26 protein-coding genes are annotated in these 25,339 nt (G+C 59.2%); 17 read left to right on the top strand and 9 right to left on the bottom strand.

Annotation, left to right across the window (positions count from 1 at the left end; genetic code table 11):
• The first annotated feature begins 90 nt into the window (after nt 1–90).
• From gspG to gorA, 9 genes are all read left to right on the top strand, one after another.
• Nucleotides 91–525 carry a type II secretion system major pseudopilin GspG gene (gene gspG / locus ACJO3T_RS12800; protein WP_406963586.1) on the top strand — a complete coding sequence of 145 codons (435 nt, stop codon included), beginning with the start codon at nt 91–93 and terminating at the stop codon, nt 523–525.
• 10 nt (nt 526–535) lie between these two features.
• Nucleotides 536–1,087 carry a type II secretion system minor pseudopilin GspH gene (gene gspH / locus ACJO3T_RS12795; protein WP_406978697.1) on the top strand — a complete coding sequence of 184 codons (552 nt, stop codon included), beginning with the start codon at nt 536–538 and terminating at the stop codon, nt 1,085–1,087.
• Nucleotides 1,087–1,467 (top strand): type II secretion system minor pseudopilin GspI, encoded by a 381-nt coding sequence (gene gspI, locus ACJO3T_RS12790; protein ID WP_406978696.1) that lies wholly within the window; start codon nt 1,087–1,089, stop codon nt 1,465–1,467. Before gspH ends, gspI begins: the two co-directional genes overlap by 1 nt.
• A 17-nt stretch (nt 1,468–1,484) precedes the next feature.
• On the top strand, nt 1,485–2,249 hold the full coding sequence (gene gspJ, locus ACJO3T_RS12785) for a type II secretion system minor pseudopilin GspJ (protein ID WP_406963139.1): 765 nt from the start codon (nt 1,485–1,487) through the stop codon (nt 2,247–2,249).
• Nucleotides 2,246–3,265, top strand: coding sequence for a type II secretion system minor pseudopilin GspK (gspK, locus tag ACJO3T_RS12780; protein WP_406978695.1), 1,020 nt, complete (start codon nt 2,246–2,248; stop codon nt 3,263–3,265). Before gspJ ends, gspK begins: the two co-directional genes overlap by 4 nt.
• An 18-nt stretch (nt 3,266–3,283) precedes the next feature.
• Nucleotides 3,284–4,588 carry a type II secretion system protein GspL gene (gene gspL, locus ACJO3T_RS12775; protein ID WP_406963143.1) on the top strand — a complete coding sequence of 435 codons (1,305 nt, stop codon included), beginning with the start codon at nt 3,284–3,286 and terminating at the stop codon, nt 4,586–4,588.
• A 2-nt stretch (nt 4,589–4,590) separates the two neighbouring features.
• Entirely contained in the window at nt 4,591–5,118 is a 528-nt protein-coding gene (locus ACJO3T_RS12770) for a type II secretion system protein M (RefSeq protein ID WP_406963145.1), read from the top strand.
• 74 nt (nt 5,119–5,192) lie between these two features.
• Nucleotides 5,193–5,858: a GNAT family N-acetyltransferase gene (locus ACJO3T_RS12765; RefSeq protein WP_406963147.1), complete on the top strand. Its 666-nt coding sequence runs from the start codon at nt 5,193–5,195 to the stop codon at nt 5,856–5,858.
• 29 nt (nt 5,859–5,887) lie between these two features.
• The gene (gorA, locus tag ACJO3T_RS12760) at nt 5,888–7,249 is read left to right on the top strand and encodes a glutathione-disulfide reductase (protein WP_406978694.1); all 1,362 of its coding nucleotides are present in this window, start codon (nt 5,888–5,890) and stop codon (nt 7,247–7,249) included.
• Nucleotides 7,250–7,279: 30 nt separating this feature from the next.
• Here gorA and ACJO3T_RS12755 read toward each other — a convergent pair whose 3' ends face one another.
• The 3 genes from ACJO3T_RS12755 to ACJO3T_RS12745 form a co-directional block, all read right to left on the bottom strand.
• On the bottom strand, nt 7,280–9,256 hold the full coding sequence (locus tag ACJO3T_RS12755) for a hybrid sensor histidine kinase/response regulator (protein WP_406978693.1): 1,977 nt from the start codon (nt 9,254–9,256) through the stop codon (nt 7,280–7,282).
• Nucleotides 9,253–9,993, bottom strand: a complete 741-nt coding sequence (locus tag ACJO3T_RS12750; protein ID WP_406978692.1) for an ABC transporter substrate-binding protein — start codon at nt 9,991–9,993, stop codon at nt 9,253–9,255. Before ACJO3T_RS12750 ends, ACJO3T_RS12755 begins: the two co-directional genes overlap by 4 nt.
• Before the next feature lie 264 nt (nt 9,994–10,257).
• Nucleotides 10,258–12,402 (bottom strand): TonB-dependent receptor plug domain-containing protein, encoded by a 2,145-nt coding sequence (locus ACJO3T_RS12745; RefSeq protein ID WP_406963155.1) that lies wholly within the window; start codon nt 12,400–12,402, stop codon nt 10,258–10,260.
• 278 nt (nt 12,403–12,680) lie between these two features.
• Here ACJO3T_RS12745 and ACJO3T_RS12740 point away from each other — a divergent pair, with 278 nt between their 5' ends.
• Entirely contained in the window at nt 12,681–13,409 is a 729-nt protein-coding gene (locus ACJO3T_RS12740) for a J domain-containing protein (RefSeq protein ID WP_406963157.1), read from the top strand.
• Between the two features lie 10 nt (nt 13,410–13,419).
• Here the strand turns inward: ACJO3T_RS12740 and ACJO3T_RS12735 are convergent, their stop codons facing one another.
• Together ACJO3T_RS12735 and ACJO3T_RS12730 are read right to left on the bottom strand one after the other, a co-directional pair.
• Entirely contained in the window at nt 13,420–14,406 is a 987-nt protein-coding gene (locus ACJO3T_RS12735) for a bile acid:sodium symporter family protein (RefSeq protein WP_406963159.1), read from the bottom strand.
• Nucleotides 14,403–15,089, bottom strand: coding sequence for a FadR/GntR family transcriptional regulator (locus ACJO3T_RS12730; protein WP_406963161.1), 687 nt, complete (start codon nt 15,087–15,089; stop codon nt 14,403–14,405). The genes ACJO3T_RS12735 and ACJO3T_RS12730 overlap by 4 nt, the downstream gene beginning before the upstream one ends.
• 153 nt (nt 15,090–15,242) lie before the next feature.
• On the opposite strand from ACJO3T_RS12730, the gene ACJO3T_RS12725 reads away from it, so the two are divergent.
• Nucleotides 15,243–15,473, top strand: coding sequence for a DUF2789 domain-containing protein (locus ACJO3T_RS12725; RefSeq protein ID WP_406963163.1), 231 nt, complete (start codon nt 15,243–15,245; stop codon nt 15,471–15,473).
• A gap of 31 nt (nt 15,474–15,504) precedes the next feature.
• On the opposite strand, the gene ACJO3T_RS12720 is transcribed toward ACJO3T_RS12725, so the two are convergent.
• Complete coding sequence (locus ACJO3T_RS12720; RefSeq protein WP_406963164.1) at nt 15,505–15,813, bottom strand: Mpo1-like protein; 309 nt, start codon at nt 15,811–15,813, stop codon at nt 15,505–15,507.
• 139 nt (nt 15,814–15,952) lie between these two features.
• The gene (locus tag ACJO3T_RS12715; protein ID WP_406963166.1) at nt 15,953–16,921 is read right to left on the bottom strand and encodes a beta-ketoacyl-ACP synthase III; all 969 of its coding nucleotides are present in this window, start codon (nt 16,919–16,921) and stop codon (nt 15,953–15,955) included.
• Between the two features lie 249 nt (nt 16,922–17,170).
• On the opposite strand from ACJO3T_RS12715, the gene thpD reads away from it, so the two are divergent.
• The 3 genes from thpD (at nt 17,171) to ACJO3T_RS12700 (ending at nt 19,988) form a co-directional block, all read left to right on the top strand.
• On the top strand, nt 17,171–18,139 hold the full coding sequence (gene thpD / locus ACJO3T_RS12710; RefSeq protein ID WP_406963168.1) for an ectoine hydroxylase: 969 nt from the start codon (nt 17,171–17,173) through the stop codon (nt 18,137–18,139).
• A 105-nt stretch (nt 18,140–18,244) separates the two neighbouring features.
• Nucleotides 18,245–19,402 (top strand): alcohol dehydrogenase catalytic domain-containing protein, encoded by a 1,158-nt coding sequence (locus tag ACJO3T_RS12705; RefSeq protein WP_406978691.1) that lies wholly within the window; start codon nt 18,245–18,247, stop codon nt 19,400–19,402.
• 37 nt (nt 19,403–19,439) lie between these two features.
• Nucleotides 19,440–19,988: a YdeI/OmpD-associated family protein gene (locus ACJO3T_RS12700; protein WP_406978690.1), complete on the top strand. Its 549-nt coding sequence runs from the start codon at nt 19,440–19,442 to the stop codon at nt 19,986–19,988.
• 37 nt (nt 19,989–20,025) lie between these two features.
• On the opposite strand, the gene ACJO3T_RS12695 is transcribed toward ACJO3T_RS12700, so the two are convergent.
• A complete protein-coding gene (locus ACJO3T_RS12695) occupies nt 20,026–20,505 on the bottom strand; it encodes a 2-thiouracil desulfurase family protein (protein ID WP_406963174.1) in 480 nt (159 codons plus the stop codon).
• A 256-nt stretch (nt 20,506–20,761) separates the two neighbouring features.
• On the opposite strand from ACJO3T_RS12695, the gene ACJO3T_RS12690 reads away from it, so the two are divergent.
• A complete protein-coding gene (locus ACJO3T_RS12690; protein WP_406978689.1) occupies nt 20,762–22,219 on the top strand; it encodes a malate:quinone oxidoreductase in 1,458 nt (485 codons plus the stop codon).
• Nucleotides 22,220–22,334: 115 nt separating this feature from the next.
• Here ACJO3T_RS12690 and ACJO3T_RS12685 read toward each other — a convergent pair whose 3' ends face one another.
• Entirely contained in the window at nt 22,335–23,147 is an 813-nt protein-coding gene (locus ACJO3T_RS12685; RefSeq protein ID WP_406963178.1) for an aminotransferase class IV family protein, read from the bottom strand.
• Nucleotides 23,148–23,230: 83 nt separating this feature from the next.
• On the opposite strand from ACJO3T_RS12685, the gene ACJO3T_RS12680 reads away from it, so the two are divergent.
• Entirely contained in the window at nt 23,231–23,596 is a 366-nt protein-coding gene (locus tag ACJO3T_RS12680; RefSeq protein WP_406963180.1) for a MerR family transcriptional regulator, read from the top strand.
• Nucleotides 23,597–24,006: 410 nt separating this feature from the next.
• The gene (locus ACJO3T_RS12675) at nt 24,007–25,335 is read left to right on the top strand and encodes a PilZ domain-containing protein (protein ID WP_406963182.1); all 1,329 of its coding nucleotides are present in this window, start codon (nt 24,007–24,009) and stop codon (nt 25,333–25,335) included.
• Nucleotides 25,336–25,339 lie beyond the last annotated feature (4 nt).

The raw sequence follows: 25,339 nt of genomic DNA, 5'->3' as shown, positions 1-25,339 counted from the left end.
TCCACCGGATCGTTTGCCTAAGGTCGAATAACAATAATCGATTCCAATCAAGCCAAGTCGAACCCTGAAACAGGAAAGAGAGCAATGACGATGAAACAACGGAACCAGCGAGGGTTCACCCTCATCGAGATCATGGTGGTCATGGTCATCCTCGGCCTTCTGGTCGCGGTGGTTGCCCCCAATATCATGGGGCGCAGTGACCAGGCGAAGGTTACCATCGCCAAGACCCAGATGAGCAATATTGCCAACGCCCTGGATCTCTACCGTCTCGATAACAGCCATTACCCAAGCACCCAGCAGGGGCTGGAGGCACTGGTCAACCGTCCCAGCGGCTCGCCGGAACCCAAGAACTGGAACCCGGACGGCTACCTCAAAAGTGTTCCGGAAGATCCATGGGGTAACCAGTACCAGTACATGAGCCCCGGTGCGGAAGGTGCCTACGACCTTTACTCTTACGGATCCGATGGCCAGGAAGGCGGTGATGGTGACGCAGCGGACATCAGTGTCCACGATCTGGACTCATAAAGGCCGCCCGTTGAGCCATCGCGAACCCCGCCAGTCCGGCTTCACCATGATCGAAATCCTGGTGGTGCTGGTACTGGTGGGACTGCTGGCCTCCCTGGCCATTGTCAATCTCGGCGGCGGCCGGGAACAGCGGGAGATGACCAGCAAGATCCGCGAACTCTATGTGCTCATGCAGACGGCCTCGGAGCAGGCCATTCTTAATAGCGAGGAGCTGGGGCTGGTCATTGATGAAGAGGGGTACCGGTTCGTGGTGTTTGACGAACTGGAGCGGGAATGGGCAAGCGAAAGTGCACGGCTGTTCCAGGGCAGGGGCTTTCCGGAATGGATGAGTGTCACCCTGTTTACCAACGGGGATATTCCCCGCCTGGCGAAGGGAGAGGACGACGAGGACGAGGAAAACCGGCTCCGCCCGGATATCGTGTTCTACTCCAGCGGTGAAACCACGCCATTTGAGCTGGAGTTCCTGGCAACCATGTCGCCGGATCAGATCTACCGCCTGGAATCCGATGGCCTCAACGAGATTGACATGAAAACCCCAGGTGATGACGGGGGCAATTTCTGATGCGACAGCGCGGTTTTACCCTGATAGAAGTGCTGGTGGCGTTGATGGTGTTTGGGCTGATTGCCACCGCAGCTTCGCAGGTGGGCAGCCAGTACATGGGAAGCTATGAGCGGGTACGGGACCTGACCCTGGCCTCCTGGCTGGCCGGGAATCGTATGAATGAACTTCGGCTGCAGGAGGAGTTCCCCTCCGTCTCGGAAAACAGCGAAGAAGTCGAGTACGCTGGTCGCCGCTGGCGCGTAGTAACGGTAGTGTCAGACACCGACGAACCCACGATGCGTCGGGTCGAAGTGAATATCGAAGCCTACCGGAGCCAGGGCGATCCCGCCCAGATCCAGAGCCTGTCCGGGTTCATCCGGGACTCGGAGCAGACGTTGTGATTCCCCCCCGGCCCACCATGACAGCCAGAACCTTTCCCGGGAAGGGGGCGCAACAGCGCGGCTTCACGCTGATGGAGGTGCTGATTGCCGTTTCCATCACTGCCGTCATCGGGATTGGTGTGTGGCAGGTGATGTCCAGTGTGGTGACCTCCCGTGACCGCGTGGATGCGGTGTCGGAAGAGTTCGAAGGCCTCCAGAAAACCTTCCTGTTGCTGGAAAGGGACCTGCGACAGGTGGTCAGTCGTCCGATTCGCAATATCTATGGCGACTACGAGCCGGCGATGACTTCCCAGGGGGAGGAGTTCGAACTGCTGGTGACGCACCAGGGGTGGCGCAATCCCCTGGGCAAGCAACGCAGCGAGCTTCAGCGCAGCGCCTGGGAGTACACCGGGGACGAGGTTCGCCGCCGCTACTGGGTGATGCTGGACCAGCCCCAGGAAGAGGAAAGCCGGGACCAGTTGCTACTTTCCAATGTCACCGCATTCACTGTTCGCTTCATGGACGAGAACCGCGACTGGCAGGATGCCTGGCCGCCCCCCAATCAGGGTATTCCCAGCGGCCCCGGTGCTCCCGTCATCCCCCTGCCCATGGCGGTGGAGGTGACACTAGAACATGACCGCTTCGGAGAGTTGTCACGACTGTTCCTGATGCCCGATTTCGATGTCACCAAGGCCCAGACCAACATCACCCAGGGCAACCAGCAGGGTGACGAGGAGGAGGCCGAAGACGGCGACGAGAACGGGGAGAACGCAGACAATGGGCAGACGGGGGGTGGAACGTGACCTCGCTTTCCCCGGTTCAGCAGCCGTCCATCCGTCGTCAGCAACAGGGTATGGCCCTGATCATGGTCCTGCTGGCCATGGCCCTGGTGGTCATGATGGCGGCGGGTATGGTCCAGCAGCAAAGTGTCAGGGTGTTCCGTGCCGGCCATTTCCTGGCCCAGAGCCAGGGCTATAACGTGGCGCTGGGGGCCGAGGCCTTCGCCAAACAGATCCTGTTCCAGGACCTGGAGACTGACCGGGAGAACAATGAACAGGTCGACAGCACCGATGAGCTGTGGTGGAAACACTCAGCCGTACTGCCCCTGGACGATGGTGGCGTGGCCGAGGTGCAGATCGACGACCTGTCCGGACGTATCAACCTGAACGACCTGGTCAGCCCCACCGGCGCCATTGACCAGACTACCCGGGAACGACTGCTGCGCCTGCTGATGGTGCTGGGCATTACCGATGTCCATGTGGATGCCTTTGTGGACTGGGTCGATCCGGATGAGGAGCCCATATCCGCCTATGGCGCGGAGGATGGCCAGTACCTGATGAAGGATCCGCCATACCGGGCCGGTAACCAGCCTTTTGCCAGTGTTACCGAGTTACGACTGATCGAAGGGATGACCGAGAAAATCTACCAGGCACTACGCCCACATGTTGCGGCACTTCCCGTTTCCGGTACCGGAATCAATGTTAACATGGCTTCAAAAGAGGTCATCCGCTCTCTCCACCAACAGATTACTGACGCCCAGGCCGAGGCGGTTATCGAGCGTCGGGAAGAGGAGCGGTTCCTGACGACCAGCGACTTTACCGCGCTGCCGGAATTCGCCGGGCTGGGTTTGAAACCCCAGGGGCTGAAGGTGAGTTCGGAGTTTTTCGATGTGGTATCCCGGATTACGTGGGATGAACGCGTGGTCAATCTGGTCAGTACGGTCTATCGCACCCGGGAAGGGGAGTTTTCGGTGGTCAGCCGCGACACCGGGCAAAAGCACAGAATCACCAAGGAGCCCTACGGGGTGACCGAGGAATAGAACACAAGGACGCACGATATGTCATATCACCTCTACGCCAGGCCTGTGCCCTACGCCGCAGACAATCCGGCGGCGGAGCCCCGCTTCGACTGGGTATTGCTGGACGCCAGTGGCGACCTGCAGAGCACCGGCGCAGGGGAACCCCGGGAGGCCATCGAGGATGCCCTGAGTCAGAACTCCCTGGACGGGGTGCGCCTGATCGGACTGATCCCCGGGGACGAAGCCCTGTTCTGCTTCGCCGACATCCCCGCCAAACAGGCGCGGTTTATCCGCCAGGCGCTTCCCTTCGCGGTGGAGGAACAGCTCGCCCAGGATGTGGATTCGGTGCACCTGGCCCTTGGTGGCCAGGACGAAGGCGGGGAGGGTTACCGGGTCGCTGCCATTGACCACCAGCGCATGGGCCTGTGGCTGAACGCCTTCCTCGACTGGGAAGGTGTGGAACTGGAGGCGATCTACCCGGATGCGGCACTGGTGCCACTGAAGGAGAACGACTGGGCCGTCTGTCTTGGCGAGGACCTGGTACTGGTGGCCTCCCGCCGTGGTGAATGGATGACCATGCGGGCCGAGAACCTGGCCGTCTTTGCCCAGACCCTGGCCATTCCCAAGGAAGACGAGGTGGCAGCCGAGGTACAGGTGGTGGTCTATGGCACCGATGATGCTTTCGCCGCCAATGAGGAACTGGTGTCGGCCCTGGTCGGTACGCCTCGGCTGAGTGTACACCGGGAGCCCATGGAGGGGGCCATTATCGAGCTTCTCGCCAGCGCCCACTACCATCATGCAGCGAATCCCATCAACCTCTGCCAGGGCCAATACGCCCCCGACAGCGGTGAGGGTGGTGCGCTTCGGCCCTGGAAGCCGGCCATCGCCATTGCCGCCACCTGGTTCGTGTTGCTGCTCGGCGGTCAGCTCGCCATGGGTTACTACTACAACCAGCAGGCCACCGCCGTGGAAGAGCAGGCCATGGCCATCTACCACGAGGCGTTTCCGGATGACCGCCGTGCCACCCCCCGTAATGTCCGACGCATGGTGGAGGCGCAGATGCGAGTGGCGGGTGAGCAGGGGGCCGATGCCGGCTTCCTGCCGCTGATGAAACATACCGGCCAGCAATACCGGCAACTGGCGGGCAACCAGACCATCGAGTTCAATTCCGTCAACTACACCAGCTCCCGCGGCCAGTTGGTGGTGGATGTCCGTGCCGACAGTTACGAGAAACTCAATGCGCTGCGCTCCAGTATTGCGGATCAGGGCCTTGAGGCCAGCGTCGGTTCGGTGGTCAACGATTCCGATGGCACCCGTGCCCGTCTGACGGTATCAGGAGGTTAACCGTGCTCAGCAAACTTATGGAAAGTCCGTCGGTCAAGCGACTGGTCACACGCTACGACCATCTTCCACGGCGTGACCAGCAAGCCCTCAAGCTGATGACCCTCGCCATCATGCTGGCATTGGTCTATTTCGCCATCTGGCGCCCCATCGACCAATACCATGACCAGGCTCTGACAGCCCGGGAGAATGCCGAGGAGTTGTTGGCGTGGATGCATGAGAACCGCCTTACCCTCCGGGAGCTGTCCGGAAAAACCGGCAACGCCACCAGTAGCGCGCAAAAGCCGGCGGATGGCCGTGAACTGATGGCGACCGTGACCTCCACCGCCCGGGAGGCCGGACTGGATCTGCAGCGGTTCGAACCCAGTGGTGACGATGCCATCCGGGTCTGGCTGGAGGATGTGCCTTTTACCCAGGTGGCGGCATGGCTTGAGGGCCTGAGCAGCAACCACGGCATCCTCATCGACCAGGCGGCCATGGATCGCCGGGACACTCCAGGCGTCGTGTCCGTTCGTCTCACACTGGCAATCTGAATGAATATGGGACAAAGTATCCGCAACGGCTGACCCTTGCGACCTCCAACGGAACCACGGTAATGGCAGAAGGCATGACAGCGACCGATAACGACAAAAAACCTGTTCGCGAACCTTCCCTCGTCCGGCTGGACGACAGCGCCTATAACGAGGCCAAGTCCATACTGTTTCAGGCCTATCGGCACGAACCCACCTTTCAGTACCTGTTCGACCACCGCAAACCCGGGTACGAGAAACGGGTCCGTGCCACCATCCGCGAACTGCTGAACCTGTACTTCGAACTGAACCAGGAAGCCATCGGCATCATGGCGGACAACACCCTGGTGGCGGTTGCCTTTATCGGCGCGCCTGAGTTACGGCTCAATCTGGCCGAGCAGTTGAGCTGGCGTCTGCGGATGGTGTTGACCGCGGGTTTCGCGTCCACAAGGCGGTATCTGGACTATCACGAAAAGATCCGTAGCATGCTGCCGGAGGGCGACACATTCCAGTTGCCCTTGATGGGAGTGCATCCGAAGTATCAGAATCGCGGCTTCGGCCGCATGCTGCTTGCCGCCGTCGAAAGGCTGTGTGCCCAGAATCCACGGGGCAATGGTCTGGTGCTGGATACCGGCAACAGTCGTTACCTGCCGTTCTACGAATCGGAAGGGTTTCGCAGCCTTGGCACCATCCGGTTAGGGGACTACGAGGATTTTGTACTGTTCAGGGATGCAGACGCTCCGCCGTTGGCTGCCAGCGAATAATATCCAGAAAAACTTGAACAGGAGTCCACGTGTCCGAATCCCGGGATTTTGATCTGATCGTCATTGGTGCCGGTTCCGGCGGCGTACGTCTGGCCCGCATGTCGGCTCAGAAGGGCGCCAGGGTTGCCATCGTTGAGTCCCGATATCTGGGAGGGACCTGCGTCAATGTGGGGTGTGTTCCCAAGAAGCTGTTTGTCTACGGGGCCCATGTCCGGGAAGACCTTGAGGACGCCGCCGGCTATGGCTGGCAGGTTCCCGGTGACGGGGTTCGGTTCGACTGGCCGACCCTGGTGGCCAACAAGAATGCGGAAATCGAGCGTCTGAATGGCATTTACCAGCAGCTCCTTGAAGGCGCCGGTGTCACCATTATCCAGGGCACCGCCACCCTGAAGGACGGTCATACCGTGGCCATCGGAGAGCGGGAACTGAGCGCGGACCACATTACCGTGGCCACCGGAAGCTGGCCCTCCACCCCCGATATCCCCGGTCGGGAGCTGATCCTGTCATCCAATGAGATGTTCTACCTGCCGCAGTTACCCCGGGAGGCCGTGGTCTGGGGCGGTGGCTATATCGCCGTGGAGTTTGCCGGCATTCTGGCCGGGCTGGGCGTGGAAACCACCCTGGTCTACCGGGGCGAGCTTTTCCTGAGGGGCTTCGATGACGATATCCGCCAGTTCATGGTGGGTGAGCTGGAGAAGAAAGGTATCCGGCTACGTTTCAACACGACCATCAATGCCGTGGAAGAGTCGGGGACCGGCTACGCCGTCAGTCTGTCCGACGGCAGTGTGATGCAGACCGGGCTGGTACTGGCGGCTACAGGCCGTCGTGCCCTGACGGACGGCCTGGGGCTGGAAGCCCTCGGGGTAGAGTTCACGGCCTCCGGCCATGTCCGGGTGGACGAAACCTTTCACACCGCCGCTCCTTCAATCAGCGCCCTGGGTGACGTCATCGGCACCCCCCAACTGACGCCGGTCGCCCTGGCACAGGGCATGGTCCTGTCGCGCCGGCTGTTTGGGGATGGTGAAGGGGAAATGGACTACCGCAACATTCCCACCGCCGTGTTCTGCCAGCCCAGCATTGGTACCGTCGGGCTTACCGAGGCGGAAGCGAGAGAGGCTGGCCACAAGGTGGTCATCTACCGGTCCGAGTTCCGCCCCATGAAGCATACCCTCAGCGGTCGCGATGAGCGCAGCCTGATGAAGCTGGTGGTGGATGGCGACACAGACCGGGTCCTGGGCGCCCACATGGTCGGACCGGATGCTGGCGAGATCATCCAGGGCATGGGTGTCGCCCTGAAGTGCGGTGCCACCAAGGCGGATTTCGACAGCACCCTGGGCATCCACCCCACCTCCGCGGAGGAGTTCGTCACCATGCGGACCCCGGTCGCCTGAATCGGGGCCGGTGTCACCGCCTGCCTTTACCTACAATGGCACCCAGCGGCTGAGTACGGTCCGCAGCTCATGCTTGCGGACCGGTTTGGACAGGTAGTCGTTCATCCCCGCTTCCCGACAGGCGTTCTCGGTACCGGGCAGCGCGTCGGCGGTCAGGGCGATGATCGGAGTCTGGCGACGGCGTTCACGGCTTTCCCAGTCACGTATCGCCTGAGTGGCGGAGAAGCCGTCCATCACCGGCATGTGGCAGTCCATCAGTATTACGGTGTATCGGCCTTCCTGATCGGTCACCGACTGCACCGCTTCGTGGCCGTTGCTTACTGCTTCGGCTTCAAACCCGAGACGGTCCAGCAAGGTCCTGGCGACCCGCTGATTGACGGGGTTGTCCTCCACCACAAGGGCCCGGGGAGCACGGCGGGATTTACGCTCCTCTGGTGAACGGGGGGCAGGGCCGGCTTCCGTCAGTGGATCGTCCGGCTGGATGGGGAAGGCCGGGGGGAGTTCGAACGGCACTTCGAAACGGAAGTTGGATCCCTCGCCTTTATGACTGCTCAGGCCGACGTGCCCGCCCATCAGTTCCACCAGTTTCTGGACCAGTGACAGCCCGATGCCGGTGCCTCCTGAATGCCTGGAGATCGACGTGTCCACCTGCTCAAAGCTGTTGAACACCATGGCCAGGTGCTCGGCGGGAATGCCATCACCACTGTCCTGGACTTCGCAACTGATAAACACACAATCATCCGCCTCCTGGTGCCAGTCCAGTGTCACCAGTACCTGACCGTCATTGGAAAACTTGATGGCGTTATCCAGCAGGCTAGCCAGTACCTGGCGGTAACGCACGGCATCGCCGGCGACCTCCGGGGAGTCCGGCCAGGGACCGGTCATTCGGAACGCCAGTGACAGCCCCCGTTCCTCGGCGGTATGGCGGAAGCTCGCCAGGCAGTTTTCGGCCAGCTCCCGGAGATTGAACGGCCGGTTCTCCAGTAGCAGTTTGCCCTGATCCAGCCGGGACACATCGAGGATGTCATTGATCAGTGTCAGCAGATCCTCCGTCGACCGCCGGGCGGTCTGCAGGTAGTCTGCCTGGCGTTCGGACATCGATTCCTCGGATACCAGGTCCACCATGGCCAGCACCCCATTGAGGGGAGTGCGCAGTTCATGGCTCATAACCGCCAGGAACTCGGACTTGGCCTGGCTCGCGGCTTCAGCCTTCTCCCGGGCACCTTCGGACAGGGCCAGGGTATGGTCACGGGATTCCTGCAGGTGTTCGAGATTACGGGCGAGCTGGTTCAGGTTTTCTTCCAGTTCGGCAATCTCCGCCACCTTGGCGCGAACGGGACGGGTTTCCCGGTATTCGCGCTGTGTCATGTTGAGCACACGCTCCGCCAGGGCTCTTATCGGGTCCAGCAGGGTTGCCGACATGCGGTTTACCAGTAGCAGTGTGAACACCAGCAGCGAGACTCCCACCACACCTGACGTCAGCAGGATATGGGTCCGGCGTTCCGCCAGTTGCTGTTCGCTGACCGCCACCTCTACGGAGCCGACCCGCACAGCGCCGCCGGACAGACGGAAGTCGGGTTCAAACCACTCGGCACCGCTGTCGCTACCGAGATCCACGGGATGCTGGAGGATATCAGCGCTGAAACGACGAACCCCCGGCCGTTCCTGGTCTTCCCCGGGCCATTGTTCGATGCCGTCACGGCCGACAAACCCCAGTTCCGTTCCCACAACATCGGTCACCCGGATCCATTCCAGGCTGGTCCCGCTTATGGATTCCACAAGGATCCTGTCGAGAACTTCCCGGTTGCCGGATACCACCGAATATTCCAGTGCCGGCGCCATGTTATCCGCCAGTTTCTGGGTGGAGTCGAACAGATCCTGGCGCGCGTCGGAAAGCCGGGCATTGGTGAAGAACACCATCAGCCCGACAAACATCAGGATGGCGGGAATGGCGCCCAGCAGTAACAGCTGGGTGCCCAGGCTGCGTTTCGTGGAGGACTCTTTCATGGTGCCCCCTCCGGCGACGATGTCTGTTCAAGCATTCGCTTAACGTCTTCAACGATATGCTGACGGTCCGGCAAGGGAATATTCAGCGACCGAGCCACCTGCCGATTGATTTCGATACTGAATGTCTCTGGATAGGCCGGGGAGGGCAGTGACCCTGTTCTCTGCCACTCACGGATGTAATCGGCGGCAGCCCCGGTATAGTCGGACAGTGGCACATAGGATGAGGCCAGCACACCAGCCCTGACGAAAGCATGGCCAGGCCCGATAACGAGGCGATTACGGCGATAGGTCGTCAGGAGTATGTGCTTGATGGTACGGGCGTTATAGATGGCCTCATCCGGAGTGGCCAGGAGGAAGTCGCCAAAGCTCAGGGCCCGGTTGAGGGCCGGTATCAGGGCATCCTCGCCGCTGACCATGAACACCCTGGCTTCAATGCCGTAATCGGCCAGTTGCCCGATCAGCGTATCGTACTGGTTGGCCTCTTCCCGGCGGGCCAGTAGTGCCATGCGTGACGCCTGGGGCAGGATAACCTTGCCGATCAGCGCCTGGCGCAGCAACGGGGGGTCGTAATAGATCGCCGAAAAAGATGTGGGCAGGTCCGATGACACGTCCTCGAGGAACGGCTTCCCCACAAGCAACGCCAGTATCGCCCGGTGGGTGCCCTGTTCCAGAACCTGGTTCAGGGCCTCCTGGCCCAGGGTAACAACGGGCCCGGGCGGGCCCTGGAAATTGCCCATGGAACCGAACGACCGGATTTCAGTGTCTTCTCCCAGTTGTTCCTGCAGGAGTTCTGTGAACCGAAGGTTAAACGTCGGGTTCGCGGATCCCTGGATGTAGACAACATCGGCGCGTAACGGCAAGCAGAAAAACAGCAACAGGGCAAGGAGGACACCTTTCGGCAACCGGTGCCGGCCTGACCCATGGCCTGTTCGTCTGAAACGGGAGAAACTACTGCCCATACCCACCCTGGTTATCGTCAGTTACCTGCCAGACAAGCGGTGTCAGAAATGCACACCTGCTTCCAGGAAGAACTGATTGCGATCCTTGTAATTGTTGTCGCGACTCAAGACAGGGTTGTCGTTGAGATAATGCTGCATAATCAAAGCGACATCGTAACTAAGGTTAGTTCCGTGGACGGTTTTTGCCAGCCGGAAATCCGCCCGTTGGTAGGGGCCGGAACGGAATTCGTCAGCCACATACCAAGCCACGGCCGTGTTCCAGTCTCCCGGATAACGCTGGATCCAGGACAGGCTGCCGGAGTGGCGGACAGACAATCGGCCTTCCAGAGCCACAATATCCTGCTGCTCATCCACCGGCACCCCATCGTTGGCGGTGTACTCACTGTCCTGGTCGAGGTAGCCATAACTCAGGCGCAGGCGGGTGTTGCCAAGGTCCAGGGCGGTTTCCAGCTCGATACCCTGCTGGTCAATGGCCACCCGGTTACCCAGGTCGAAATCGTCCACACTGATCACCCCGGCCACCAGGTCCCTCAGTTCGTCATAGAAATAGCGCACCTCGGTGGAGAGGATGCCCTGGCCAAGCCGGAACTGACCATAGTAGCTGATTTCCCGGCTGGTGATCCGTTCTTCCTCCAGATCTCCGCCGGCCCGGTTGTAGAAATCCGAGAAGTCCACGGGCCACTGTGCATCGAATTCCGCGTCAACCCGTTCGCCCTCAAGCCAGGTATAGGCCGCCGGACTGACATCCTGCGGGGTGTAGGCCCAGTCGGCCCGTTGTTCCAGGGCGTCAGGTGTACGTACCGCCCGGGAATAGACCAGGCGCACGGTCTGGTTTTCCGTCAGGTGGAAGTTCGCGGCCAGCCTGGGTGACAGGAAGTTGTCGTCCAGCAGCGACGTGTGTTCCCAGTTGGCGCCGGCGTTGAGGGTCAGCCAGTGGATGGGGGTGTACTCAAGGTTGCCGAAAATCCGGGACTGGTAGATGCTGCCACTCCCGTTGAAAAAGGTTTCAGACTCGTAGCCGTCGTCCCGGTAGCTAAGACCACTCACCAGGCGAAGATCCGGGTTCAGGGACCAGGTGTCCTGCAGCTCGAACTCCAGCCGCTGTTGCTGGAAATCCTCATTGAACCGGGCACAGACCGATGGTTGCCCCGCCACGATCGGAACGCAACTGACCCAGTTCTTGTGCCGGTCATAACTCTGGAAACTGGTCTGGAATTCCACCAGGTGACGCTCAAAACCGGTATAGTCGTAACTCGCCTGCAGATAATAGTCCCGGACGTCTTCGTCGGGCTCTGGATCGTCCTGGACAAAAAAGTCTTCTCCCATCTTCAGGGGATCATCCTGATCGACACCGTCGGTGACTCCCGCCCGCAGTTCCAGGGAATGGCCGGGCGATGGGTGAACAATGCCGTCGTAATAGAACTGATTGAACTCGAAACCGTCCCGGATCGGCACTTCCCGGAAGTTATCGGTGCTATCAAGCTGGTAGTCGAAACCGTCGGATTCACGATGCTGCCAGGCGACGCGCCAACTGTAGTCGTCGTGGTTGCGTCCATGGTAGGCGGTGTAGTTCCTTATACCCAGGTCGCCACCCAGGGCATGAAAGGCGGTACCCGCCGTATTCTCCGGCGACAGGGTGATGATGTTGATGGATGCCAGGAAGGCGTTGTTACCATAGGCTGCAGAATTCGGCCCACGGCTGACCTCGATGCGGTCGATCAGTTCCATGGGCACCGGCATGGCGTTCCAGTCCACATCCGCCAGGCTGGGCTGGTATGCAGTGCGACCGTCTATCAACACCTGCAGGCGCCGTTGTTCATAGGCGACGGTGCCGTGGTAGCTGACAACGGGCTGATTGCTGCCAACGGCCGCCACGGTCATCCCCGGTACCAGGCGAAAAACATCCGCCAGGGCCGTGAACCCCAGGTCGCGTATGGTTTCGCCGGAAATAACCGTGGTGGTGCCGGGCACCCGGGCCTTCGGCTGCCTCAGTCTCGCGGTGGTGAGCACTTCGGGTACGCTGTAGCTATCCTCGCTGGCGACCCCGGCATCATCCCCAAGGCCCAGCCAGGTAGCCGGTACGGACGGGGCATCGGCGTGGGAAACAGGTGGTAGGCAGAAAACCACCATCATGGTCGCTATCGACAGCCTGGGAACGGATACTTCTAAACCACGTATTGTTGTCATGTTGCCAAAGGCCTTCCCGTGTCGGACTGGAGCGAAGGGCAGGACAGGCGGCGTCCGCACTCAGGACGTTTATCCACGATATTGTTTTCAGATTAGTCCAGGAATTGGCATCATAACGAATACGGATGCCATTGACACGCACGAAACATGGCGCACCAATGGTGCGACTCTGCGATAACCAGCAACAGTTTTCAAGGTTAGCTGGCATACACTCTGGTAAAGTTATCAATGTTTTACAATGCAGGCCCTCACGCCTGACACCAGGAGACACCTGATACATGAATTGTTGGGAAATACTCGGTATCGAACCAACCCGGGACAGTACCCGGATTCGCGATGCCTATGAGCGGCAGAGCAAATTCGCCGAAGGCGACGAAGCCCAACAGCTTCGCCAGGCTTACCAACAGGCGATGGGGGAGGCCGGCCACGCCGACGCGCCGGAACCGGCCCGCGAGCCGGCGGAAACAGCCGTCCCCCGCGAACAGCCGTCAGCTAACCCTTCTTCCTGGCAGGCGGACGCCCATAGTGGCCCGCTGTCCGCAACCGACAGGCAGGTTGTGCGGGAGGTGGTGATTCAGGTGAATGCCATGCTCAACGACAGTGGCCGACTGAACGATGTGGCGATCTGGCGGGCCATACTGACCGAGCCACCCGCAGATCAGGATGCGATCCGTGCGGCCATAGGTGAGGAACTTGAGCCCCGCTTACGCCCCCTGGCCGAGGAGGCCAGGCTGGCAGCGCCCGTAGCCCGTTTCCTCGGTGACTGGTTCGGGTGGTACGGAATGACCGATGCCCTGGAACGCGAGGGCCAGGAGGATGAACTGACCCTGGACGATGCCGGTCGCTATCAGGGTATGAACTTCCCCGATTCCGATGATGCGAAAGGCGAGGGGGAACAACATCAGCGTCCCCAGATGACCAACTTCTGGCCGGCGGTGATCGGCTGGATTGTGGGCATCGTTATACTGACCAGCCTCTTTGGCGCCCTGACCGGCGGAGGCGGCTGATCCCGCCGCGCTATGTCTCCTGCCCGGCGTCGATCAGGCGCCGGTAACGCTGGGCCAGCATGGCCCCGACGATCACCTGAATCTGGTTGTAGCACATGATCGGCAGCACAATCATGCCGAATCCCGGATGGCCAGAGAACAGCACTTTGGCCATGGGCAGGCCCGATGCGAGACTCTTCTTCGACCCGCAGAACACCACGGCAGCCTCGTCCTCCAGGCTGAAGCCGAATCGCCTGACCAGCAGGTGAGCCACCACCATGAAGAAGGCCAGCAGGGCAAAGCACAGCACGACGGTCAGCACAATGGCGTTCAGCGGTAGCTGTACCCAGAGGCCGCTGACCACCGAGTGGGAAAACGCGGAGTAGACGATCAGCCAGATCACACACTGGTCATAACGGGATGCCAGGTTCTCGTGACGCGCCAGGAACCCGCCCAGCCAGGGCCTCAGGGCATGACCCACCGCAAATGGCAGCAGTAGCTGCAGCACGATATCCTTCAGTGCTTCCAATACCGAGAAGTCGCCACTGCCAGAGGTGCTCACCAGCAATATCAGCAGGAACGGCGTGAGCATCATGCCGAAAACGTTGGAGGCGGCGGCACTGCATATGGCTGCGGGCACATTGCCCCGCGCCATGGCGGTATAGGCAATGGACGACGATACCGCCGAGGGCAATACGCCAAGGTAGAGGAACCCCAGGCCCAGGTCCTCCGGCATCCATTGGGGCGCGACGCTGCTCAGCCCGTTGATGGGCAACACCATCAGGGGGAAGAACACGAAGGTGAGAGCGGTGATCACGATATGAAGCCGCCAGTGGGTGGCCCCGTCCAGGATCTGCTGACGGGAGAGGGCCGCACCGTGCAGGAAAAACAACAGCCCCACCGCGACGGTGCCCACCACGGACAGAACGTCCGCCAGATCGCCACGAACCGGCAGGAAGCTCGCCAGAACAATGGCACCCAGCAACAACAGGGTGAACGGGTCGAGCCTTAATCTCATGGGGAATTGCTCCCTTCCAGGGCCGCCAGGCTGGGAGCAAGCAGCGCCCTGGCCAGGGTCACCGCCCGCTCTGGGTTCTGTTGTCGGATGGCTGCCAGCAGCAGTTCATGGTCCTCCTGTGAGGGCTCCGGAAGGTCGGCATCCTGTTCCGTGCGTTCAATGGTTTCGGTCACCGACTGGGCAAAATAGCGGTACATCTCCAGCAGGGCAGGGTTGTGGGCCGCCTCCACCACTGCGTGGTGGAACTTCTCGTCATGGGTGACACGTTCAGCCAGATTGTTCCCGGCCCGGGCCCGCTGGTCCAGGGCGTCGGTCATTCGTTGCAGATCCCCGGAGGTACGCCTGCCAGCGGCAAGGCCGGCCGCTTCCGCCTCCAGCATGATGCGAACTTCCAGTTGATCCCTGAGCCGTGACCGGCCTGCCCGGCGCAGGGCCTCGCCAGGATCCCGGATCGACCGCACATAGGTCCCGTCCCCCTGGCGGGTTTCCAGCATGCCCACATGCACCAGGACCCGCACCGCTTCACGGACCGTATTCCTGCTCACGCCCAGGGCTTCCGACAGTGAAGCCTCCACCGGCAATCGCTCGCCGATTCGCCAGTGCTCTTTTTGTATTGCATCCCGGAGACTCTCGATAGCGGTGTCGACCAGGGAGCCGCGCCGGATACGGGTGAGTTCTGCCATGGCATTAACATCCTTAGGTTGGTCGTCCAATCATCCTATGTTTGCATGTTTCGTTCAAGTGAAATCCCGCCTCCGGCAGGTTCGATCCGTCGGAGAAGCGACTACACTGGAAAGAGAACAACGCCATCCATAGCAGCAAGATGAGAGGACTCCATGGAACAAGGCATCCATACCCTGTCGGAACTGTTCAAGCAGCTTGGTCTGCCGGACGACAGCAACTCAATCGAGGAATTTATTGCCACTCATCGCCCCATACCAGACAACACCCGCCTTTCGGATGCCGGCTTCTGGAATGAAGGCCAGCGACGCTTCCTGACCGAGGAACTGGAGGAGGATGCCGACTGGGCGGAGCTGGTGGATACCCTGAACAACCGACTTCGTTAGTCGGTAAAAATGTTGATGGATCACTACGTGTCTAGAAGGGAATTCGCCCGATCAGGATGTCCCGGAACATCACCCAGTCGCCCATCAGGCTGTATAGCGGGTACTTGAAGGTGGCGGGGCGATTCTTCTCAAAGAAGAAATGGCCCACCCAGGCGAAGCCGTAACCGATAACCGGAATGGCCAGCAGCCACCACCAGGCTCCGGTCAGCAGTACCGATGCAAGTACGGCCAGGACCAGCAGACTACCAACAAAATGCAGGCGCCGGCAGTTCCTGTCCCGGTGTTCGTCCAGGTAATAGGGGTAGAATTCAGAGAATGACTGGAATGGCTGATCGGACATGGCGACCTCCAACAGACGTTTTTTCTTGTGGTTCTGTCAATCAGTCTAATGGAGTCCCTTAATGGGGCTCAAGGAAAACCGCGCGGGAATACTGCCCCTCTGTTTGGCGCCTTGGGAGCATGCCGGTCGGATCAGAGGTTCAGTAACGCAGCAGGACCGAACCCCAGGTAAAGCCGCCCCCGAACGCTTCCAGCATCAGTACCTGATTCTTCCTTATCCGTCCGTCCCGGACCGCTACGTCCAGGGCCAGGGGGATAGAGGCGGCGGAGGTGTTGCCATGCCTGTCCACCGTGACCACCACCTGGTCCATGGGCAGGTTCAGCTTTTTGGCCGCTGCCGAGATAATGCGGAGATTGGCCTGGTGGGGCACCAGCCAGTCGATTTCGGACTTGTCCATACCGGTCTCGGCCAGGGTCTCGTCGACAATCCGCCCCAGGGTGTTGACCGCCATCTTGAACACTTCATTGCCCTTCATCTCAATGAAGGCATTGCCGGCCTTGACCTGCTCGTAGTTGGAAGAAATGCCGCAGGGAACATGCAGCAGGTCTTCATAGCGACCGTCTGCGTGGATCTTGGCGGAAATGATGCCGGTTTCCTCACTGGCTTCCAGGATCACCGCGCCGGCGCCATCGCCAAAGAGCACGCAGGTGCCCCGATCTTCCCAGTTGACGATCCTGGAGAAGACTTCTGACCCCACCACCAGCACCTTCTTGCTGGCACCGGTGCGGATGAACTTTTCCGCTGTGGACAGGGCATAGACAAAGCCACTGCACACTGCCTGGATATCGAAGGCCGGACAACCCTGGGCGCCGAGACGGGCCTGCAGGATACAGGCGGAACTGGGGAAGATCTTGTCCGGCGTGGACGTGGCAAAGACGATAAGGTCGATGTCGTCGGCGGCAACACCTGCCGCCTCCATGGCCCGCAGTGATGCCTGTTCAGCCAGATCCACCGCGGTCTGTCCTTCGGCGGCCACATGCCTTTGTGCAATCCCGGTCCGCTCCCGGATCCACTGGTCGGTGGTGTCGACCATGGATTCCATGTCCTTGTTGGTTAAGACCTTTTCCGGCAGATAGGATCCTGTACCGGTAATTCTGGCGTATGGCATGCGTTGTGTTTCCCGGGATTGCAAGATTATATGAACAAGGAAGTGTATGGCAGCATCCTACACTGTATCAACGACCCATGGTTATTAGCGATTTGTCAAAGAGCCCGAAAAGTCATCCCCATGTCATCAAACTGTGAGTCAGAACATGGACGACAGGCAACTTGACCGGCCCGGGGCCGCAGTCCTTTACTGGAAGCACCGCCGGCCTGAGGGCCCTCTCAGGATTCCATCTGAGGAGGAGTCGTTCCCATGAGCAGATACGATCCTTTCCCTTCACGTTTAAAAGATTCCGATGAACGGATCAATCCCTTCGTCCGTATCGATCCGGTCGTTCATGCCCGAAACGAGTTCCGCTGGCACGGCCCGTTGGATGAGGTCGCCCTGTCGCGGTACGAACGGGATGGTTTCCTCTGGTTCGAGGGATTCTTCAACCAGGAACGGATGGCGCCGTTCTTTACCGAACTGCGCGAAATGGCCCAGGACAGCGAATTAATGGCCTCGGACCAGGTGATCCAGGACCCGGCCAGTGGAGACATCCGTTCGGTCTTCGCCATGCACCAGCTCTCCGAACACTTCAGTCGCCTCACCAGGGACCCCCGTATCCTGGGCATGGTAAGGCAGTTGCTGGGTAGCGAGGTCTACATCCACCAGTCCAGGATCAACGACAAGTTCGGCTTCGAGGGCAGCGGTTTCAACTGGCACTCGGATTTCGAGACCTGGCACAGCGAGGATGGCATGCCCAGGATGCGGGCGGTCAGCGCTTCGCTGATGTTGACGGACAATAACGAATTCAACGGACCGCTGATGCTGATCCCGGGCTCCCATCACTACTTCGTTCCCTGTTTCGGGGAGACCCCGGACCTCAACTGGAAGGATTCCCTGAAGACGCAGCGGCTCGGGGTTCCGGACCAGGACGCGCTGGCGATGCTGGCCAATCGGGGCGGCATCCAGGCTCCCAAGGGGCCCGCAGGCTCGCTGTTGCTGTTCGAGTGCAACACCCTGCACGCCTCGAACAAGAACATGTCTCCCTGGCCCCGGTCCAACCTGTTCTTTGTCTACAACAGCGTCGACAACACCCTGGAATCGCCCTATGCCGCAAAATCCCAGCGCCCTGAGTTCCTGGCCACTCGGGAGAATACCGACCCGCTGACCATGTACGACGATTTTCCGGAACTGGCCAATCAGGGCGTGGAACCACTCCGGTTCCGGGGTAGCTGATCGACCTGGAAGGAGGCAAATCCGATAGGCGATCACTCCCGGCTTTGCTATCGTTTTCACTCAGGCTAACGACCGAACACCACCAGCGATCAGAGGTGCTTCAACATGAGCAAAATCGCGATTCCGGAAACCATGAAGGCGATGGTGCTAACGGGCCATGGTGATGTGGACAAGCTGGAGTATCGTGACGACATGCCAACGCCCGAGCCGGGTTCCGGCCAGGTCCTGGTAAAGGTAACGGCGACCGCCAAGAACAACACTGACCGCAAGGCCCGGGAGGGCCTGTACCCGACAAAGGAAAAGGGCGATGTCACCTCCTTCGCCATGGGCGGGGAACCCACGCTGACGTTTCCCCGCATTCAGGGCGCGGACATTGTCGGCCGGGTCGTCGCAGTGGGTGAGGGCGTGGATGAGACCCGTATTGGCGAACGGGGCCTGCTGGATTTCAACATCTACGCCGACGAACGCCGGGACATCAACCTGACACCGGACTACTACGGCCATGGCGCCGACGGCGGTTTCGCGGAATATGTAGCAGTGCCGTCCGATCAGTTCCACCACATACCCAACCCGGACCTGGCCGATGCCGAACTGGCGGCCATGGGCATGTGTTCCTATCAGACCGCCTATCACATGATGACCTCCGCCCGTATCAAGCCGGGGGAACGAATACTGGTCACCGGGGCCAGTGGTGGCGTGGGCACCGCGCTGATCCAGCTCTGCCGGATTGTCGGGGCCATTCCCTACGCCCTGAGCCAGCAGAGCAAGGCCGATGCCCTGAAAGCCCTGGGGGCCGAGGCCGTACTGGACCGCTCCGACATGGAGCGGTTCGAGGACCGGGTCAGGGCGGTTACCGGCGGCTCTCCCATTGACGCGGTTATGGATCTGGCCGGCGGTGAGATGACGGATCGTTTTATCGACACGATGATCTTCGACATGAACGCACGAAAGGACTACCCGAGACTCAGCATCGCGGGTGCCAGCGCCGGCAATCTCTCGGAGATCATGTGGACACGCATCTACCTGTACCAGGTGCAGATATTCGGCGTGTCCCATGGTACCCGGGAGGAGGCGGAGCAGTTGGTGGAGTGGATCCGGGGAGGCCAGCTCAAACCGGTGCTCCATGCAGCCTTCAAGCTATCGGAGCTGCACGAAGCGGAGCGTTACTTCGTCAATCGTGGCAGTGGTTACCTGGGTAAGATCGTGATCGTGCCAGACTCGGAGTGGGACGAGCATGGGCAGACGTTCGGACTCAACGCCTGAAATCATGCCCTGAGTGGACTACATGGCGGATACAGACATGACCTCAACTGACACAACGACATTCCAGGTAAAACTGCTCCGACCGGCCAAGCCCGGCGATGACGACTCCTGGGCGTTCGTCATCCTTCCCAAAGAGGCCAGTGATGGTCTCCCCAGGCGAGGCAGAACTACGGTTGCAGGTGCTCTCAACGGCCACCGGTTCCAGGAAACCCTGGAACCGGATGGCCAACTGAGCCACTGGCTCCGGGTCAGCCGGGAACTAAGGGACACGGCAGACGTGAACGTTGGCGATACGGTCACGCTGGAAATCCGCCCTGTGGAACAGGAGCCGGAGCCCGAGGTGCCACCGGATCTTGCGGAAGCACTCGCGGCTGCACCGGAGGCTCGCCAGGTATGGGATGGCACCACGACCATCGCTCGACTGGACTGGATTCACTGGGTTGTCTCTGCCAAGCAGGCCAAGACCCGGGCAAAGCGAATCCGCGATGCCTGTGACATGCTGGCTGAAGGCAAGAAGCGGGTATGCTGCTTCGATCCGTCCGGATTCTACAGCAAGGCCTTACGTGCGCCTGACGCGGCGGATTGATCCAAAGGCGTTCGCAGCATCAGCCAGGCGGGCCTTTTTAAGGTAATATAGCAACAAGATCATCTATGTCATTTTGACTGAACACTTTTATACCGTTCTCCCGGAGCAGGGCAGTTGTGCATCCAACCCCGGGAATTTGCGTACCGGTAAAGCTCCCGTCATAGATAACATTGCTGCCGCAGGAAGGGCTTTTTTCCGCCAGGATCGCAAATTCAATCTGCTCCGCCTGACAGTGTGCCAGCGCCAGTCGAGCGCCTGCCAGGAAATGCTCGGTCAGATCATGCCGATCGGTATCAATGATTCTGGCGTGGCCAGACAACACCGCCCGACCATCACCGTTAATGATCTCCGCTGGAGCTCGTGGGATGGGCAGGCCTGAGGCCACTTCGGGACAGAAAGGGATCAGTTGGTGGATATCCAGCAGCACCCGGAATCGCGGATCTCGGACCGCCAGATCACCACCGTCATAGCGGACTTCATGCCCAAGGAGGCAGGCACTTACCAGGATCTTTGCCATAACTGTCCCTCCAACCTTCGGGCCATAAACCAAGTAGAAAGTCTGCAGAGATGCGAGCCGGAATTCAACGATCCCGTGGCCAGAGACGCCCATTAACAGACCATAGTCGTCTGGCGCAAGGGCCAGACTTTTGCAGACCTACCATCTTTGCTTATGCTGACTGGTATCGTCTAGCGGTGACACCATGCAGCCTCATTAATAAACTCTGAAACGACATTGCCACTTCACTCCAAATCGAGAATGCCGAGATAACATTATGAAAGTAATCATCATTGGTGCTGGTATCATGGGAACCACCTTTGCCACTTTGGCGAAAGAGCTTGCGCCAGAGCTGGACATCACCATTCTGGAAAGACTGGATGGCCCCGGGGCGGGCAATTCCTGGGTTTTCAATAATGCCGGCACGGGTCACGAAGCAAACTGTGAGCTCAACTACACCCCCGTGGATGAAGAGGTCATTTCGGTAGAAAAGGCCCTGAAGATCCATGCCCAGTTCAATATTGCCAAGCAGTTCTGGGCGTATCTGGTCAGACAGGGCGCCATCAAGGATCCAAAGACATTCATCAATCAGACCAGGCACTGCACCATTGTGTCCGAACCGTCGATTGAGGAACTGAAGCTGCGCTTTAATGAAATGTCCGCTCACCATTTCTTCGAGCAGATGCGCTTCTCCGAGGATTTTGACGAAATCCAGAGCTGGATTCCGTTCCTGATGGAAGGCAGGCCACGTCACGAGAAAATGGCCGCAACCGTCATTGAAACAGGTACGGATGTGAATTTCGGCAAGCTTACCGGGCACCTGGCCACGTACGCCGAAAGTCTGGGCGTCAGCATAGAGTACGGCACCCATGTAAAACGTGTCCATCGCAGCCCGGCCGGAAGCTGGCTGATCGAAGCCGAGAAGAATGGAGAAGCTACCCGGCACAAGGCCGATAGCCTGTTCGTGGGTGCGGGCGGGGGCGCTTTTCCGCTCCTGAAAAAGAGCCATCTCCCGTTCAGCCGCCGGTTCACCGGATTCCCCGTGGGCGGTCGTTTCCTGAAGGCGGCCATTACGCCGGAGCAGGCGGCGCAGTATCGCGCCAAGACCTACGGCAAGGCAAAAGTGGGTGCTCCGCCCATGTCCGTACCCCACCTGGATCTACGTGTGTCGGACGGTCAGCATTATCTGCTGTTCGGACCCTTTGCATCGTTCAAACCGGTCCTTGAGAAAGGCCGCGGTTTCTTCGATTACCTCCGTGCCATGCGCCTGCATGATATTCCCGGGCTGCTCAATGTCACCCTCGAGCACTTTCCTCTGGTCAAGTACCTGGTGTCAGAGACATTCACGGGTGAAAAAAGCATGCTCAGGCAGTTGGACGAGTTCGCTCCGGGAATGAGCAGCAAGTTCAACTGGAAAGTCATGGACGCCGGGCAGCGCGTGCAGATCATCAGGGATGGGGATCTGCAGATGGGCACGGAAATCCTCGTGTCCGATGACAAAACCTACGGGACCCTGCTGGGGGCATCGCCGGGGGCGTCGGTTTCGCCGGAGGTGATGCTACGCGCCGTGGAGCAAATGCTCCCATCCCTATTCTCGAAAGAACACGCCCAGGAAAGGCTGAAGGAGATGTTTCCCGAGCATGATATCGAGACATTGAGCCACAACGCAGACCGGTATCGGGAGGTTCGGGATGCCGCTAATAGCACTCTTGGGATCAAGAAATCCATGGAGTAAAGGCTGTAAACCAGATTGTGTGACTGCCCAACTCTAGCAGCTGCGCCTGAAACCAGTTCAGCAGGAACATATCGGCGGTTTACGCCGCCCGTTACGACACATGAGCCCACAGGAATCAAATGCGTACCTCGGGCTCCATTTGGTAGGCCTGATGAAGCAAGTCATTGAATCTGGCTGAAATCGGTAATGTCACTTTACCAATCCCGCTGACAGGAACACCCGGGGTCCAGGAGTTCATAACGACTCCACCTGATAACCCCTGAACCGTTTCCAATGTCAGAGGTTCCCCCCTTTGAGGGATGTTAAGTGCTTCCAATTGCCGCTTGACGATCTGCATCGTGATCCCATCGAGCAGTTCGGCCTGGGGCCATATAACGGTCTGACCGTCCCAGAAAGCCAGATTCCAGATGGTTGCTTCGCTGACGTGGCCATGTCTGTCCAGATAGGCCGCATCATCAAAGCCTTTCTCGACGGCTTTCCGGAGATAGTAGGTTTTCGTCGCTTCGCCGACGTGCTTGATAGTTGGTAAAGGGCGCTCATGTGTAACAGCATCCAGCCACAGAGGTCCGACAGGACCATTGGCGGCCGGCGCAGTGCGAACAAGTATTGCTGGATCGTTTGATGCACCTACCGGAGTAAATTCACCACGACGTGAGAAAACGGTTGCAGTCAGCGATAGGTCGGTTGGCCCGCCCTCAACGGCTGAGCGAAGAAAGGCTCTTATGTCATCATCGGAATGTGCCTGCCCAAACATTTCTACCGACGCCGAACTCAGGCGTTGCAGATGAAGATCCAATCCCCGCACCGCACCGTTACGAACCTGCATAGCGGTAAAATGCGCAAACCCCGAAAAGGCGAGGGGAGGCAGGTCTGACATTAACGCTTCGCGCCCATCAATCATTGTCTTGAATGGTGTTGTCTTCGACATCTCTGTGCTCCTCATAGTTGACCTGGTGAAACCGGTACGAAGACCCTAAACTATGACAGCGGTGTCAGGGTCAAGAGGTATTCATGAAGATTGGAGCGTTAGCGCAGCAAACAGGTGTCAGTGTCCGCATGCTACGGTATTACGAAGCCGAGGGATTGCTGACACCTGCCAGGACAAGTAGCGGGTATCGGGACTATGGCTCGGCTGATCGGGACACGGTAGAGCGCATCAAAATGCTGGGGGCATCCGGAATGACATTGCCCGTGATCCAGCAATTTCTTCCCTGTGCGCTTGATACGCGGGGGGAGTTTGAACCCTGCGATGAATTGACTGACATTCTGGACCAGCAGATGGAGCTTGTGGCTGACAGAATCCAGCACCTTCGGGAAAGTCATGCTTTGCTTTGTGAATTGCGGGCGAAGGTCGATACCAGAGCCCGCAATTACTAGATCAGTCCCGCAACGAACCCGGTCCCGCGATCATCGCATCCACAGCACAGCGGCCCATTCGGAGGCTAAACCAGAGGTGGATTCACACGGGCAAAACCCTCCTGGGGAGGTTCGGGATGCCGCCAATAGCACTCTCGGGATAAAGAAGTCCATGGATGACATGAGTTGAAAAAGCTCCGCTTGCCGCCCCACATATCGCAATGGCGCACGTCGGTTCTGTTGTCCTTAACATCGAAAAAATGAAAGTGTGCGAATCGGTGCTAGATGGATAATCCAACCGGAATTTTCCGATAGAGACCCGTCTCTGCCTTATTGCGTCTATTTAGCTACGCCAATGGCGGCATGCCTAGGATTGGTCCAGACTGAAGACGACATGCCCGCGTCATACGCACCTATGGAGAGACCTGTCCATGAGTAAGTTGCATGGAGAATATCGCAGGCATATGCGGTCTGGGATCCGTATTCCGGTGGATCTCAGTTATGCGGATGAAACAGTCGTCACGAGCACGCTGGATATATCCTCCAGCGGATTGCGGTTAAAACGGCCCAATCACTTATTTATTCGCCCAGGCGAAGTGATCGACATTTCATTCCGGGGCAAACACCAGATGACCCTGCCGGCCGTGGTCGCGCACATGGGCAAGTCTCATATCGGCCTGCAGTTCTGCAGAAAACGCTTCTCGGATCAGGAACTCAAAGAACTCTATGACCAGGCGCCCGTCTGGCAGCAACTATGGGCACGCAATAAACGCGGGCTTTGGCGGGGCAGCCGCCGATTTGGCATATTCGCCGCGAACACTTTTCTGCGTTCGATAATCATTGCTCTCATACGACCGCATTTCGTGTTTGCCGTGTATGGCAATGAAAGAGATGCCGAAACCTATTTCACGCCCAGAATGGCGAAACGTATGCCGCCCAATCTGGTGCTGGGTTTCATCCGCAACCAGGAAACGCGAGGGTTAGTGGTGGCCTCACAAACCCTTGAACACGAATTGCAGGCCGACTCCGACAAAGTTCGACGTTATATCGGAGAACTGCAACAGGACTTCCCCCATGTGAAGCGCATTGCCCTGGTCGGCCGGTTACCCAACTTCGTCAAGAAGGCCGGCATCGACATTTCAGATCCGCTCGTCGAAGGCAGTCTTGGCACACGTTACATGATCTGGGATGTGGCCCGGCAAATGCGGTCCCGCCCGCAGTATTCCCAACAGGACAGTATCGTGGTGCTGGGCGGTGCCGGGCGTATAGGCAATGCGGTCTGCGACGACCTTACCCGCCTGTACTCCACGGTGATCGCGTTCGATCCTCGCTATGAACAGGATGAAGAGAGCCCCGTAGGCGAGGGGATGGTATTGCGCACCTCGAACGTAGCCCGGCTGCACGATCAGAAGCTATATATTGGTCTTACATCCCATGGCGATGTGGTGCTCGATCTTTACCAACACATGCCTACCGGTTCGTTGATCGCAGACGATACCCATCCCTGCATCAGCCTGCCGGTCCGGGAGAGCTTGCAGGAAAGGGAGATTGCCGTAGAAAAAGTGGTCCTCTCCCATACCGAGTTCCTGATGTGGCCGCGCCTGCCGGCGTGGAACAACCGCGACATACCTGGCTGCCTGGTGGAGGCCCTGGTGTTGCTACGGCAACCCCAGCTCGAAGGCGGTGACTTTCACTCGTTTTGTCTCCAGGCCGAGAAAATGGGCTTCACTGGCCGTCTGATCAGGCCCCTTGATGAGTAGGGGG

Origin of the sequence: Marinobacter shunpengi, assembly GCF_045449715.1 — a bacterium.
Taxonomy (GTDB): Bacteria; Pseudomonadota; Gammaproteobacteria; order Pseudomonadales; family Oleiphilaceae; genus Marinobacter.
This window is presented reverse-complemented; position numbering and strand designations above follow the sequence as displayed.

Bases quoted from the DNA above. Each gene is read 5' to 3' on its own strand.
- gspG (WP_406963586.1), top strand. From the start codon at position 91: ATGAAACAACGGAACCAGCGAGGGTTCACCCTCATCGAGATCATGGTG.
- gspI (WP_406978696.1), top strand. From the start codon at position 1,087: ATGCGACAGCGCGGTTTTACCCTGATAGAAGTGCTGGTGGCGTTGATG.
- gspJ (WP_406963139.1), top strand. From the start codon at position 1,485: ATGACAGCCAGAACCTTTCCCGGGAAGGGGGCGCAACAGCGCGGCTTC.
- gspL (WP_406963143.1), top strand. From the start codon at position 3,284: ATGTCATATCACCTCTACGCCAGGCCTGTGCCCTACGCCGCAGACAAT.
- ACJO3T_RS12765 (WP_406963147.1), top strand. From the start codon at position 5,193: ATGACAGCGACCGATAACGACAAAAAACCTGTTCGCGAACCTTCCCTC.
- ACJO3T_RS12755 (WP_406978693.1), bottom strand. From the start codon at position 9,256: ATGAAAGAGTCCTCCACGAAACGCAGCCTGGGCACCCAGCTGTTACTG.
- ACJO3T_RS12750 (WP_406978692.1), bottom strand. From the start codon at position 9,993: ATGGGCAATTTCCAGGGCCCGCCCGGGCCCGTTGTTACCCTGGGCCAG.
- ACJO3T_RS12745 (WP_406963155.1), bottom strand. From the start codon at position 12,402: ATGACAACAATACGTGGTTTAGAAGTATCCGTTCCCAGGCTGTCGATA.
- ACJO3T_RS12740 (WP_406963157.1), top strand. From the start codon at position 12,681: ATGAATTGTTGGGAAATACTCGGTATCGAACCAACCCGGGACAGTACC.
- ACJO3T_RS12735 (WP_406963159.1), bottom strand. From the start codon at position 14,406: ATGAGATTAAGGCTCGACCCGTTCACCCTGTTGTTGCTGGGTGCCATT.
- ACJO3T_RS12730 (WP_406963161.1), bottom strand. From the start codon at position 15,089: ATGGCAGAACTCACCCGTATCCGGCGCGGCTCCCTGGTCGACACCGCT.
- ACJO3T_RS12725 (WP_406963163.1), top strand. From the start codon at position 15,243: ATGGAACAAGGCATCCATACCCTGTCGGAACTGTTCAAGCAGCTTGGT.
- ACJO3T_RS12720 (WP_406963164.1), bottom strand. From the start codon at position 15,813: ATGTCCGATCAGCCATTCCAGTCATTCTCTGAATTCTACCCCTATTAC.
- ACJO3T_RS12715 (WP_406963166.1), bottom strand. From the start codon at position 16,921: ATGCCATACGCCAGAATTACCGGTACAGGATCCTATCTGCCGGAAAAG.
- thpD (WP_406963168.1), top strand. From the start codon at position 17,171: ATGAGCAGATACGATCCTTTCCCTTCACGTTTAAAAGATTCCGATGAA.
- ACJO3T_RS12705 (WP_406978691.1), top strand. From the start codon at position 18,245: ATGAGCAAAATCGCGATTCCGGAAACCATGAAGGCGATGGTGCTAACG.
- ACJO3T_RS12700 (WP_406978690.1), top strand. From the start codon at position 19,440: ATGACCTCAACTGACACAACGACATTCCAGGTAAAACTGCTCCGACCG.
- ACJO3T_RS12695 (WP_406963174.1), bottom strand. From the start codon at position 20,505: ATGGCAAAGATCCTGGTAAGTGCCTGCCTCCTTGGGCATGAAGTCCGC.
- ACJO3T_RS12690 (WP_406978689.1), top strand. From the start codon at position 20,762: ATGAAAGTAATCATCATTGGTGCTGGTATCATGGGAACCACCTTTGCC.
- ACJO3T_RS12685 (WP_406963178.1), bottom strand. From the start codon at position 23,147: ATGTCGAAGACAACACCATTCAAGACAATGATTGATGGGCGCGAAGCG.
- ACJO3T_RS12680 (WP_406963180.1), top strand. From the start codon at position 23,231: ATGAAGATTGGAGCGTTAGCGCAGCAAACAGGTGTCAGTGTCCGCATG.
- ACJO3T_RS12675 (WP_406963182.1), top strand. From the start codon at position 24,007: ATGAGTAAGTTGCATGGAGAATATCGCAGGCATATGCGGTCTGGGATC.